Annotated in this window: 12 protein-coding genes; 10 read left to right on the forward strand and 2 right to left on the reverse strand. The window is 65.6% G+C overall.

Annotation, left to right across the window (positions count from 1 at the left end; genetic code table 11):
• The first annotated feature begins 334 nt into the window (after nucleotides 1–334).
• The 10 genes from ACI2JH_RS00005 to ACI2JH_RS00050 all read left to right on the forward strand — a co-directional run bounded on the left by ACI2JH_RS00005 (nucleotide 335) and on the right by ACI2JH_RS00050 (nucleotide 10,854).
• On the forward strand, nucleotides 335–727 hold the full coding sequence (locus ACI2JH_RS00005; RefSeq protein WP_102789625.1) for a hypothetical protein: 393 nt from the start codon (nucleotides 335–337) through the stop codon (nucleotides 725–727).
• Between the two features lie 71 nt (nucleotides 728–798).
• Nucleotides 799–2,109 carry a TolC family protein gene (locus ACI2JH_RS00010; protein ID WP_182338186.1) on the forward strand — a complete coding sequence of 437 codons (1,311 nt, stop codon included), beginning with the start codon at nucleotides 799–801 and terminating at the stop codon, nucleotides 2,107–2,109.
• Nucleotides 2,106–3,590, forward strand: a complete 1,485-nt coding sequence (locus ACI2JH_RS00015; RefSeq protein WP_167390410.1) for an efflux RND transporter periplasmic adaptor subunit — start codon at nucleotides 2,106–2,108, stop codon at nucleotides 3,588–3,590. Before ACI2JH_RS00010 ends, ACI2JH_RS00015 begins: the two co-directional genes overlap by 4 nt.
• On the forward strand, nucleotides 3,587–6,766 hold the full coding sequence (locus ACI2JH_RS00020) for an efflux RND transporter permease subunit (RefSeq protein ID WP_404735069.1): 3,180 nt from the start codon (nucleotides 3,587–3,589) through the stop codon (nucleotides 6,764–6,766). Before ACI2JH_RS00015 ends, ACI2JH_RS00020 begins: the two co-directional genes overlap by 4 nt.
• 87 nt (nucleotides 6,767–6,853) lie before the next feature.
• The gene (locus tag ACI2JH_RS00025) at nucleotides 6,854–7,261 is read left to right on the forward strand and encodes a copper-binding protein (RefSeq protein WP_246333236.1); all 408 of its coding nucleotides are present in this window, start codon (nucleotides 6,854–6,856) and stop codon (nucleotides 7,259–7,261) included.
• A gap of 245 nt (nucleotides 7,262–7,506) precedes the next feature.
• Nucleotides 7,507–7,854, forward strand: coding sequence for a helix-turn-helix transcriptional regulator (locus ACI2JH_RS00030; protein ID WP_102789628.1), 348 nt, complete (start codon nucleotides 7,507–7,509; stop codon nucleotides 7,852–7,854).
• Complete coding sequence (locus tag ACI2JH_RS00035) at nucleotides 7,851–8,399, forward strand: arsenate reductase ArsC (RefSeq protein WP_102789629.1); 549 nt, start codon at nucleotides 7,851–7,853, stop codon at nucleotides 8,397–8,399. Before ACI2JH_RS00030 ends, ACI2JH_RS00035 begins: the two co-directional genes overlap by 4 nt.
• The gene (gene arsC, locus ACI2JH_RS00040) at nucleotides 8,396–8,809 is read left to right on the forward strand and encodes an arsenate reductase (glutaredoxin) (RefSeq protein ID WP_102789630.1); all 414 of its coding nucleotides are present in this window, start codon (nucleotides 8,396–8,398) and stop codon (nucleotides 8,807–8,809) included. The genes ACI2JH_RS00035 and arsC overlap by 4 nt, the downstream gene beginning before the upstream one ends.
• Nucleotides 8,806–9,531 (forward strand): arsenical resistance protein ArsH, encoded by a 726-nt coding sequence (gene arsH / locus ACI2JH_RS00045; protein ID WP_182338185.1) that lies wholly within the window; start codon nucleotides 8,806–8,808, stop codon nucleotides 9,529–9,531. Before arsC ends, arsH begins: the two co-directional genes overlap by 4 nt.
• Nucleotides 9,532–9,549: 18 nt before the next feature.
• Nucleotides 9,550–10,854, forward strand: coding sequence for an arsenic transporter (locus ACI2JH_RS00050; protein WP_182338184.1), 1,305 nt, complete (start codon nucleotides 9,550–9,552; stop codon nucleotides 10,852–10,854).
• A gap of 28 nt (nucleotides 10,855–10,882) precedes the next feature.
• On the opposite strand, the gene ACI2JH_RS00055 is transcribed toward ACI2JH_RS00050, so the two are convergent.
• On the reverse strand, nucleotides 10,883–11,161 hold the full coding sequence (locus ACI2JH_RS00055; RefSeq protein ID WP_182338183.1) for a hypothetical protein: 279 nt from the start codon (nucleotides 11,159–11,161) through the stop codon (nucleotides 10,883–10,885).
• Nucleotides 11,158–12,895: efflux RND transporter permease subunit (locus tag ACI2JH_RS00060; protein WP_404735070.1), on the reverse strand; the 1,738-nt coding region annotated here is incomplete at its 5' end. The genes ACI2JH_RS00060 and ACI2JH_RS00055, both read right to left, overlap by 4 nt.

The raw sequence follows: 12,895 nt of genomic DNA on the forward strand, positions 1-12,895 counted from the left end.
AGTCCTGCGCGCGCCATCGTGCCACCCCACTTTATTTCGTAATGTATTACATACCATGTAATTACATACTATTAAAGCAGGTAGACGACCGCTCGTCGGCGAAAATAGTTATACGGGATAATATTGAATTATCCCGCGTGATACCCCGTTGGGCCCGTCAGACAGACGTCAAGCAGTACGAAACCACCATTCCGTGAACTTCCGGCATGTACCGCGCTTCCAAGCAAGCACTCGCAGAGCTATGCTCATTCGCAATGCTCTCTTCCTTGGCCCCTCTTACGCGTAACCAACGCCCGTGTGCTCGGGTGGTCGTGTTGCCCTGCGCGGGTCGCCGATGAAGCTGCGCGCGTTCCGGACCCGTTCGCTCCGTCTGCGCTTTGCTTGGCTGGCATTGCTGGCGCTGTTGTTCCAGCAAATCGCGCTGGCCGCCTATGCGTGTCCCGTCAGCGAAACGCCACTGGAACCGCGGATGGTCATGGCCGGTTGCGAAGGCATGGAAATGCCCGATCCGCAGGTACCGGCCCTGTGCGACCAGCATTGTCTGCGGGATCACGTCACCAGCCAAGACCTCAAAGCGCCACAGGTGCCGTCGCTCGGCCTGCCGCCGGTGCACTTCGCGTTGACCGCGGCCTTACTGCCGCCGGTTGAAGCCCAGTACTACGAAGACGTGCCCACCTGCCGGTCCGACCCGCCGCCGGCGCAGCGCTTCTGTAGCCTGCAGATCTAGACCCCCAACGTAACTCGTCCCCGCGCTGCCGGATCCGCCGGCGCGCTCGTCGTTGCGTGTTCGGAGGTCTCATGTCGTTTTCTTCCCCGCTGCACCACCGGTGCAGCATTTGCCGTTTGCGCGTCTGGGTGCTCGCTTTCGGCTTGTTTGCCGTCGCTCCTGCCTGGTCTGCTACGGCCAGCATCACATTCGATGACGCGGTACGCTTGGCGGCCGAGCGCGCCCCGATGCTCCAGGCGCGTCAGTCGCAGATTGCGGCCAGCCAGGAAGAAGCCGTCCGCGCGGCGGCCTTGCCCGACCCTAGGTTGACGCTGGGCGTCGCCAATCTACCGGTAACGGGCGCCGACGCGTTCGACGCCAGCGCCGACTTCATGACCATGAAGCAGATCGGCGTGATGCAAGACTTTCCGGCTCATGCCAAGCGTCAGGCACGCCAGGCGGTCGCCGACCGCACCGTCGAGCAGGCACAGGCGCTGTCGGTGGCCGAACGACTCGCTGTGCGACAGGCCGTGGCGCGAGCCTGGATCGCCCAGTGGGCGGCGCAACGAGAAGTCACGGCGTTGCAGGCCCTGCGCGAACCAACCGGCATAGCCGTTCGCTCCGCCAAGGCACGGCTCGCCGGCGGCACCGGTTCGGCGGTCGACGCGATGGCGACGCAAAACGCCGCGCTGGAAGTGGAAAACCGCATCGACGACGCCGAGGCGTCGTTGGAAGCCGCGCGTGCCAGCTTGGCACGCTGGTTGGGCGAAGAACCGATGGCGCTTCGCATCGAGGGCGCACCGCCCGAGCTGATGACGCTGCCGGTTGCCCCAGCCACGCTGGTGGCCTCGGTCGATCGACAAGGGCCACTTCTGCCTTGGCACTCCCGCGAGACCATCGCCGAAGCGCAAGTCGATGCTGCCATTGCCGAGAAGCGGCCGGACTGGAGCCTCGGCGTGACTTACGGGCAGCGCGAACGCACGCCCGAAGGCCTGCCACGCAGCGACATGCTGATGGTCGAGTTCGCGATCGATCTGCCGTTGTTCCCGCGCAACCGGCAGGACCGCGGCGTGGCCGCGCGGCGTGCCGAACTGGACACGGTGGCCGCCGAACGCGAGGACGCCCGTCGTGCACAGGCCGAGCGCGTGCGCATGACCCTGGCCGAATGGGAAGGACTCAAGCGGCAGGTGGCGCGCAAGGAAACCGAGTCGCTCCCGCTGGCCCGTGACCGCGCGAAGACCGCGCTGGCCGCCTACGCCGCCGGCGCCGACCTGCAACCGTGGCTCGAAGCGCGCCGCGACGAAATCGAACTGCACGTGATGCACGCCCGCCACCTGGGCGAACTCGGCCGCGCCTGGGCGGCGCTGGCCTATCTGCTGCCCGAAGAGGAACGCTCGCCATGACGTACACGATGAATCGAGTGGCGATGATCGCCGCAGCGGCCGCACTGCTGGTGGCCGGCCTCGCCGGTGGTTACTGGTGGGCCCAGCGCGGAAGCGACCACGACATGGCGATAGCCGATGCACCGGCGACCGCTGCTGGCGAGCGCAAAGCGCTGTACTGGTACGACCCGATGGTGCCAGACCAGCACTTCGACAAGCCGGGCAAGTCGCCCTTCATGGACATGCAACTGGTGCCGAAGTACGCCGACGAAGTGGCCGGCGGTGGCGTCAACATCGACCCGGGCCTGCGGCAGAGCGTGGGCATCCGCACCGAGGAAGTCGAGGTCGGCCGGTTGGCGGCGACGATGCGCGTGCCAGGCACGCTGGCCTGGGATCTTCGCCGGGAAGCCGTGGTTAGCGCGGTGACCGAAGGCCTGGTGAGCCGGGTGCAAGTCAAGGCCCCGTACACGAGGGTCGCACGGGGTCAGCCGCTGGCGGCGTTGCTGGCACCAGGATGGAGCAGTGCGCTGGCCGAAGCGCAGGCGCTGCGCCATGCGCAGTCCGCGTCGGCACGGGAACTGCAGTCGGCCGCGCAGCAACGGCTGCGCGTACTCGGCGTGCCCGGCGGCCTGGGCCGCGACGGCAGCGTGACCTTGAGCGCACCGCACGACGGCGTGGTCACCGAAGTGCTAGCCCGCGAAGGCCAGACGGTGATGCCCGGCACACCGCTGTTCCGCGTCAACGGCACGGCCACGCTGTGGCTGGAGGCGGCGATCCCGCAGGCCGATGCGGCGCGGTTGCGACCGGGCACGCCGGTCGAGGCGGTCGTCAGCGCGTTTCCGGGGCAGACCTTCGCAGGCGAAGTCGAAACCCTGCTGCCGCAAGTCGATACGGCAAGCCGCACGCAGCAGGCCCGGATCGTGCTGCGCAATCCCGACGGCGCGCTGGCGCCGGGCATGTTTGCCGAGGTGACGGTGCAGCCCGAAGGCGGCGCACCGGTACCACTGGTGCCCACCGAAGCGCTGATCGCCACCGGCACGGACAGTCGGGTGATCGTGCAGGACGCCAAGGGCGGCTTCCAGCCGGTGCGCGTGCGCACCGGCCGCAGTGGCGGTGGCCGCACCGAAATCCTCGCCGGGCTCAAGGGCGGCGAGCGCGTGGTCGTGTCGGGCCAGTTCCTGATCGACTCGGAGGCCAGTTTGTCGGGATTGCTCGGACGTCTTGAAACGGCCAAGGCGCCCGAAGCCGCGGGCCAAGCGGTCCTGCACGAGACTGAGGCCACCGTCGAGTCCATCGCCGGCGGACAGATCACCCTCGACCACGGCCCGTTCGCGACGCTGAACATGCCGGGCATGACGATGGCTTTTCCGCTGGCCAATCCGGACGTGGCCAAGGACATCCAGACTGGCGACCGCGTACACGCCTTTGTCCGCTCCGACGCCAAGGGACTGACGGTGGAACGGCTTGAGCCGATCGGAGAACGCGCGGGAGATCAACCATGATCGCCCACCTGATCCGCGCCTCCATCGCCAACCGCGCCCTCGTGCTGATGGCGGCCGTGCTGCTGGCTGCCGCCGGCCTGTGGTCGGCGCTACACACACCGCTGGATGCGCTGCCCGACCTGTCCGACACCCAGGTCATCATCCGCACCCAATGGCCCGGCCAGACGCCCCGCATCGTCGAAGACCAGGTCACCTATCCACTGACCACGACGATGTTGTCGGTGCCCGGCGTCACCGCCGTGCGTGGGTTCTCGTTCTTCGGAGACTCCTACGTCTACATCCTGTTCGACGACGACACCGACTTGTACTGGGCGCGCTCGCGCGTACTGGAGTACCTGAGCCAGGTCCGCGATCAATTGCCTCCAGACGTCAGTCCGGCCCTTGGGCCCGACGCCACGGGCTTGGGCTGGATCTACGAGTACGCCTTGGTGGACCGCACCGGCCAGCATGACCTGGGCCAGTTGCGGGCGCTGCAGGACTGGTTCCTGCGCTACGAGTTGAAGACCGTGCCCGACGTGGCCGAGGTCGCCAGCGTCGGCGGCATGGTGCGCGCTTGGCAGATCGTGCCCGACCCGCAGGCACTGGCGGCCCGCGACCTCACCGTGGCGCAGGTGATCGCGGCGGTGGATGCGGCCAACGGTGCCACCGGCGGCTCGGTGATCGAACAGGGCGAGGCCGAACTGATGGTGCGCAGCGAGGGCTACCTGCGCAGCCGCGAGGATTTCGAGCGCGTCCCCCTCAGCAGCACCGCCGCCGGCGTGCCCGTCCTGCTGGGCGAAGTGGCCACCATCACCCGTGGCCCGACCTTCCGCCGCGGCATCGCCGAACTCGACGGCGAGGGCGAAGTCGCCGGTGGCGTGATCGTGCTGCGCACCGGTAAGGATGCGTTGAGCGCGATCGAGAACGTCAAGGCAAGACTGAAGCAGTTGCAAGCCAGCCTGCCGGAGGGCGTGGAGATCGTGCCGGTCTATGACCGCTCCGAGCTCATCCATGGGGCCGTACGCAATCTCACCCACAAGCTGGGCGAGGAGTTCCTGGTGGTGGCGCTGGTGTGCGCTCTGTTTCTTTGGCACCTGCGTTCGGCACTGGTCGCGGTGATCACGCTGCCGCTTGGCGTGCTGGCCGCGTTCATCGTGATGCGCTACCAGGGCATCACCGCGAACCTGCTGTCGTTGGGCGGCATCGCCATCGCGATTGGCGCGATGGTCGACGGTGCCGTGGTGATGATCGAGAACGCGCACAAGCATCTGGAGCATTGGCGCGAAACCAACGGTCGTGACCCGGAGGGCGAGGAACGCTGGGATCTGATGGCCGCGTCGGCCATCGAGGTCGGTCCGGCACTGTTCGCAAGCCTGCTGGTGATCACCTTGTCGTTCGTGCCGGTGTTCGCGCTGCAGTCGCAGGAGGGCCGGCTGTTCTCCCCGCTGGCCTACACCAAGACCTATGCGATGGCGGCGGCGGCCGGTTTGTCGGTGACCCTGATCCCGGTGCTGATGGGTTACCTGATCCGCGGCCACATCCGTCCCGAGCAGGCCAACCTCGTCAATCGCGTGCTGATCGCCGGCTACCGGCCGGTGCTGGACTGGGTCCTGAGGCACCCGCGCCTGACGCTGGGTTTGAGCGGATTGTTGCTGCTGCTCACTGCCGTTCCCTATGCGCGCATCGGCAGCGAGTTCATGCCGCCGCTCGACGAGGGCACGTTGTTGTACATGCCCACAGCGCTGCCGGGGTTGTCGGCGGGAAAGTCCGGTCAGTTGCTGCAGCTTTCCGACCGCATGATCAAGACCGTGCCCGAGGTCGCGCACGTGTTCGGCAAGGCCGGCCGTGCCGATACCGCAACCGACCCGGCGCCGATCGAGATGTTCGAGACCACGGTGACGTTCAAGCCGCGCGATCAATGGCGGCCTGGCATGACCATGGACAAGTTGCGTGCTGAACTTGATGCGGCGGTGAAGGTGCCGGGTCTGACGAACCTGTGGGTGCCACCGATCCGCAACCGCATTGACATGCTTGCCACCGGCATCAAGAGCCCGATCGGGATCAAGGTGTCGGGGCCGGACACCCGGGTTATCGAGCAGATCAGCAGCGAACTTGAACGCCTCGCGAGAACGGTGCCCGGTGTGAGTTCCGCGTTGGCCGAGCGCGTGACCGGCGGTCGCTATGTTGATGTCAGCATCCGTCCGGAAGTCGCAGCCCGCTACGGCTTGAGCCAGGCGGATCTGCAGCAGCTCATCGCCACGGTCGTCGGTGGCGATCCCATCGGCGAGACCATCGAGGGCCGCGAGCGCTATCCCATTGTGCTGCGCTACCCCCGCGGGCAACGCGATTCGCTGGCGGCGCTAGCGCAATTGCCACTGGTGGCTCCAGGTGGCGTGGAACTCTCGCTGGGGCAAGTGGCCGATCTGACGCTGACGCCCGGACCGCCGATGCTCAAGAGCGAGAACGGACGTCTGGTCGGTTACATCTTCGTCGATGTCGCCGGCCGGGATCTCGGTTCGGTGGTGAAGGACCTGCAGCAGCGCACCGCCAAGGACATCACCTTGCCGCCGGGTTATGGCATTGCATGGTCGGGCCAGTACGAATACCTGGCGCGGGCGCTGGCTCGGTTGCAGTGGGTCGTGCCGGCCGCTCTGGCGATCATCTTTCTGCTCATCTACCTGGTGTTCCGCCGCTTCAGCGAGGCAGCCATCATTCTGCTGAGCGTGCCGCTGGCGCTGGTCGGCGGGCTGTGGCTGATCTGGGGACTCGGCCACGCGATGTCGATCGCAACCATGATCGGTTTCATCGCGTTGGGCGGCGTCGCCGCCGAGTTCGGCGTGATCATGCTGCTGTACCTGCGCCACGCTTGGGAGCGGCGCCTCGCTGCGGGCGAACCGGAGACTCTCGCCACGCTGGAGGCGGCCATCCGCGAAGGCGCGGTGCTGCGCGTGCGACCCAAGGCCATGACCGTCGCCGTGATCCTCGCCGGCCTGCTGCCCTTGTTCATCGGTGGCGGTGCCGGGTCGGAAGTCATGCAACGCATCGCCGCGCCGATGATCGGCGGGATGGTCACCGCGCCATTGCTGTCGATGCTGGTGATTCCGGCCGCGTATCGCCTGCTGCGTGGTCGCACTTTGTCACGAACCACGCCCGCGGCACCGCCGCCAGATGCCGCGACGTGTCAAAGACCACATTGAAATTGCTTTTATAACGGTGGCGGCAGGCCGACTGCGTTGCCGTCGCATGACTCTGCAGTCACCCTTCAATAATCGAGGTAAGAACAGATGAAACTGATGCCCTTCGCGTCCACCCTGGCGATACTGCTGCTGGCAGCATGCTCGCAGGCACCCAGCAATGACGATGCGACCACCCATGGCTCCGCTGCGACGGCTGACAACATGGCTATGTCGGCCACAGAACATGCACAGATGGCTGATCGGGAAAAACCCGCTTCGCCCGAGAGGGCTAAAAACGCTTCAGCCGCCGGCACGGTGGAGTCCGTCGACATTGCTGCCGGCAAGATCACCATCGCCCATGGCCCGGTAGAAGCACTGCACTGGCCGGCTATGACGATGGGCTTCACGGCATCGCCCGAGCTGATCGCTCCGGTGGAGGTCGGACAGAAAGTGCAGTTCGATTTCGAGGCGCGAGGCATGACGGCCAGGATCACCCGAATCGCTCCTGCACAGTAGCTGGGTCCGCGGGATATCCGAGGAGCGGCGGTGTCGCCCTCGGACCAGAACTGCGTCGGCCACTAACTGGCTTCACCTGGAAGCTGACCTCGCGAAAATGGCGAAGGAGCGGCGCTATGTCGAGACAGGCTCGCCGTGGACGGTGTTGCCATCGGCCACGGGCGACCTTCCTCAGCTCCGCCGAGTAGAGGCGGAGGGTCCGCCACCTCATTTTGATTCTACAAGAATAGTTGTATAGTGCAGTTATGAAAGATGACTTTGCTGTCTCAGCGCTGTCTGCCCTTGCGCATTCCGACCGCCTAGCCGCATTCAGGATGCTCGTGCGCGCAGGCCCCAATGGCATGCCGTCGGGCGAGATCGCCGAAGCGCTTGGGATTGCGCCACCGCGCATGAGCTTTCACCTTGCGACCCTGGAGCGGGCGAGCCTTCTGCGCTCTTGGCGCGACGGGCGGCGCGTCCTGTACGCGGCCAGCTACGAGGACATGCGCCAGCTTCTTGAATTCCTCACTGAGGACTGCTGTTCCGGGAATCCGGACATCTGCGGCGCCCTCAATAACCTCGTCACTCCTTGTACCGCGGAGACCTGCGCATGAGCTTTCCTCAGCCCTTTAACGTCCTGTTCCTATGCACCGGTAATTCAGCCCGCTCGATCCTGGCCGAGAGCGTCCTTCGCAAGATCGGCGATGGCCGTTTCAATGCGTTCTCCGCGGGCAGCCACCCCAAGGGGGAGGTCCACCCTCTGGCAATCGAGACGCTGCGTCAGGCCGACTACCCAGTCGAGGGCCTGCGCTCCAAGGCGTGGGACGAGTTCGGAGTGCCGGATGCCCCGCGCATGGATTTCGTGTTCACCGTCTGCGACCAAGCCGCCGGCGAGGCCTGCCCGTTCTGGCCAGGACAGCCGGTTACCGGGCACTGGGGCATCGAGGACCCTAGCCACGAAACGCGCGGGGACATGTGGCAGCGCGCTGCCTTCCGGCAGGCGCTGGTGTACATGGAGAACCGCATCAAGGCGTTCGTCGCGCTACCGATCCACACGCTGTCGCGGGCGGCCTTGACGGCGCAGGTAAGCGACATCGGGCAGTTCGAGGGCGCCACGTCGCCCCGACCCGACCCGACGTGGCTTGAGGGATCATCATGACGCTGACGATCTACCATAACCCGGCCTGCGGCACGTCTCGGAATACCCTTGAAATGATGCGCCAGTCTGGTGAAGACCCGGTGGTCATCGAGTACCTGCAGGCGCCGCCCACGCGCGAGAAGCTGGTCGAGCTGCTCGCCGCGATGGGCATGTCCCCTCGTGAGCTCCTGCGCCAGAAGGGAACACCGTACGCTGAGCTGGGCTTGGATAATCCCGCGCTCACCAACGAACAACTGGTGGACGCGATGATGGCGCACCCGATCCTGATCAACCGTCCCATCGTTGTTTCCGACCGGGGCGTGGCGCTGTGCCGACCGTCCGAAAAGGTGCTCGCGCTGCTCGACAACCCGGTGTCCTCCTTCACCAAGGAAGACGGCGAAATCGTGACCGCAGCCGGGGCGTCGACGTGATTGATCGCATTGCCGTAGATCTGCCGAGCATCGACGCAACGCAACTTGCACCGATCGACGTTGACGCACTAGCTGGGCCCGGCGAGCCAAGGCACCCACCGCGGATCCTCATCCTCTATGGATCGCTGCGGGAACGCTCTTATTCCCGGCTGCTGGCAGAAGAAGCCGGCCGACTCTTGCGCTGGTACGGCTGCGACGTGCGGATCTTCGATCCGCACGACTTACCACTGCCTGACGGAGCCACCCCGGATCATCCGAAGGTGAGTGAGCTGCGCGAACTCGCGTACTGGTGCGAAGGCATGGTTTGGGTCAGCCCCGAACGCCACGGCGCCATGACCGGAATCATGAAGGCGCAGATCGACTGGATTCCTCTGGTCGACGGCGCCAAGCGCCCAACACAGGGCAAAACCTTGGCGGTGATGCAGGTGTCCGGCGGCTCGCAGAGCTTCAACGCGGTAAACCAGCTGCGCGTACTCGGCCGGTGGATGCGCATGGTCACCATCCCGAACCAGTCCTCGGTGGCCAAGGCCTTCCAGGAATTTGATGAGGACGGGCGCATGAAGCCGTCTGCGTACTATCAGCGCGTTGCTGACGTATGCGAGGAGTTGGTGAAGTTCACCTGGCTGGTGCGTGGACGCTCAGCGTATCTGACCGATCGCTATTCCGAGCGTGTTGAGAGCGCCGAAGAACTGTCCAAGCGCGTGAATCAGCGCTCCATCTAACCCTTGTCGGAGCGCTTCATGCTTGCCCTCGCGATTTTCATCGTCACCCTTGTATTCGTCATCTGGCAGCCGCGCGGATTCGGTATCGGTTGGTCGGCACTCGCCGGCGCCGCAGTAGCGTTGGCCACCGGCGTCGTCGGTTGGGGTGACGTCGCCACGGTGTGGGGGATAGTCTGGGATGCGACGTTCACCTTCGTCGCACTCATCATCATCTCGCTCATCCTAGACGCGGCCGGCTTCTTCGAATGGGCTGCCCTACATGTGGCCCGCTGGGGCGGCGGCAATGGTCGGAAGCTCTTTCCACTGATCGTCTTGCTGGGCGCTGCGATCGCGGCAGTGTTCGCCAACGATGGCGCGGCTCTCCTGTTGACGCCGATTGTCCTGGCCATTCTGTTGCGCTTGAACTTCCCGCCTGCGAGTGCGCTGGCGTTCACTGTGGCATGCGGTTTCATCGCTGATACGGCCAGCCTGCCGCTCGTTGTCTCGAACTTGGTCAACATCGTCACCGCGAACTTCTTTGGCGTCTCGTTCGGGCGCTACGCAGCGGTCATGGTGCCGGTGAATTTGGTGTCGGTCGGCGCCACGCTGATCGTTCTGTGGCTCTGGTTCCGCCGCGACATTCCTCGCACCTACCCGGTCCACGATCTTGAAGCGCCGCATCAAGCGATCCGCGACAAGGCTGTCTTCCGCGCCGCTTTGCCCCTGCTCGCATTACTGCTCGTTGCCTACTTCGTAACCGGGCCGCTAGGCGTCCCGATCGCCTTGGTGACGGGTGTGGCTGCGCTGGTGCTGATGGCAATTGCAGGTCGCTGGGCGACAGGCGGCCGAGGCGCAACCATGGCCCTGACCAAGATTCTGCGCGGTGCGCCCTGGCAGATCGTGCTGTTCTCGGTTGGCATGTATCTGGTGGTTTATGGGCTTGGCAACGCCTGGCTGACAAAGGCGGCAAGTGCGGTGCTTGAGTGGCTGGCGGCGCAGGGAACCTTTGTGGCCACGATCGGTACCGGCTTCGCAGTGGCGGGCCTCGCTTCGATCATGAACAACATGCCGGCGACGCTGGTGGGCGCGCTGGCCATCGATGGGGCCAATCTTCCGGCCGCCACCCGCGAATTGATGATCTATGCCAACGTCGTGGGCAACGACCTTGGCCCCAAGCTCACTCCAATTGGGTCGCTCGCGACCCTGCTGTGGCTGCACGTCCTCGCCGGCAAGGGCCAACGGATCACGTGGGGACAGTACATGAAGGTAGGGCTAATCCTCACGCCCCCGGTCCTGTTGGCCACGCTCGTCGCTCTCTGGATTTGGCTGCCGCTCGCTCAATGACCCTGTCGGCGCACAGGGCCGCAGGCGATCACATCTTCTTCAAGAGTGCCGCGGTGGGGGGCGGCGGCACCGGACCCGGATCGTTGAAGCACAGCATGACCTGATCGATGCCGAATTGGTCGGCCAGCACGCGGGCGGTCACCGCGTGCACCAAGTCCAAGTCAACTGAGGGGGCAGCGACGGTGATGGTGGCCGCGATCGCACGGCCATCTTCTTTGCCGGGGACCAGGCGTACGTCGTCTACCGCCTTCACACCCGGGTCGGTAAACATCGCCGCGCGGACCTGTTCCAGGTTGATCTCGTTCATGATTTCGAGGACTCCAAGGCAGTGCGATCGCCGCGGGGAGCTCGGTCGCGATGCAGCCAACGATAGAGCACCGGCAGCACCAACAAGGTCAATGCGGTGGATGACACAATCCCCCCGATGACGACAGTGGCCAGCGGGCGCTGCACCTCTGAGCCGGCGCCGACATTCAAGGCCATGGGCAGGAAGCCCAGCGAGGCTACCAGGGCGGTCATCAGCACCGGCCGCAGGCGTCCAAGGGCGCCGTCCCGGACAGCGTCGTCCAGAAGATCGCCCTGTTCGCGCAGACGGCGGATGAAGGCGATCATGACCAGGCCGTTGAGTACGGCCACGCCCGACAGTGCGATGAAGCCCACGCCGGCCGAGATCGACAGGGGAATCCCGCGCAGAGCCAGTGCCAGCACACCGCCGGTCAGCGCCAGTGGCACGCCACTGAACACGATGGTCGCATCCTTGGCCGAACCGAAGGCCATGAACAGCAGAGCAAAGATCAACGCCAGTGTCACCGGAACGACCACGCCCAGGCGTTGGGTGGCCGAGATCAGCTGCTCGAAGGTACCGCCGTAATCGATCCAGTAGCCCTCTGGAAGCGCGACATCCTGGCCGATGCGTGTGCGCAACTCGCCGACGAACCCGCCCAGATCGCGCTCGCGCACGTTGGCGGTGATCACCACGCGGCGCTTGCCGTTCTCGCGGTTGATCTGATTGGGCCCGCGCTCCACCTGGATCTTGGCCACTTCCCGCAGCGGCACCGTGCGAGGCCCCCCATTGGCGCCGGCGGCCAGACGGCTGGACTCATCGACACTGGTGCTTGCCGGCAGCGGAATGGGCAGATCTGCCAGCACAGCGGGGTCTTGGCGCTGCGCTTCGGGCAGGCGCACGACCAGGTCGAAGCGGCGGTCGCCCTCGATCAACTGGCCGGCAACACTGCCCCCAATGGCGGTGGCCACCGTCTCCTGCACATCGCCCGGATTCAGGCCATACCGTGCCAATGCCGCCGGATCTGGCGTGATGGTCAACAGCGGCAGGCCCGAGACCTGCTCGGCCTTGACGTCTTCGGCGCCGGGGACGCTGCGCATGACCCGCTCGACCCGACTGGCAAGGCGCGTCAGCTGGTCCAGATTGTCGCCGTAGACCTTGACTGCCACGTCCGAACGGACGCCGGAGATCAACTCGTTGGTGCGCATCTGGATGGGCTGGGTGAACTCGTAGTTGCTGCCCGGGATTTCCTTGGCTGCCGCCTCCAGCTCTTCCACCAGCTCGGCCTTGGGCTTACGCGGATCGGGCCACTGGTCGCGGGGCTTGAGCATCAGGAAGGTGTCGGCCATCGATGGCGGCATCGGATCGGTGGCCACCTCGGCGGTGCCGATCTTGGAGAAGATGTTGGCCACCTCCGGGAACTGGGCCAGGCGCTTCTCCAGCGTTTCCTGCATGGCCACCGACTGCTCCAGGCTGGTGCCGGGAATACGCATGGGTTGCAAGGTGATGTCGCCTTCATCCAGGCTCGGCACGAACTCCGAACCCAAGCGGGTGGCCAGCACGCCACAGCCCACCACCAGCACGGCCGCGCCTGCCAGCACCACGACCCGGCGCCGCAGTGCCCAATCCAGCAGCGGCGTATAGCGGGCCCGCGACCAGCGCATGAGGCGGTTGTCGTGCTCAGCCACGCGGCCGCGCAGGAAGGTGGCGATCGCCGCCGGCACGAAGGTCAGCGACAACACCATGGCGCCGGTCAGG

Origin of the sequence: Stenotrophomonas sp. NPDC078853 (genome assembly GCF_044901215.1) — a bacterium.
In the GTDB taxonomy this organism is placed as follows: Bacteria; Pseudomonadota; Gammaproteobacteria; order Xanthomonadales; family Xanthomonadaceae; genus Stenotrophomonas; species Stenotrophomonas lacuserhaii.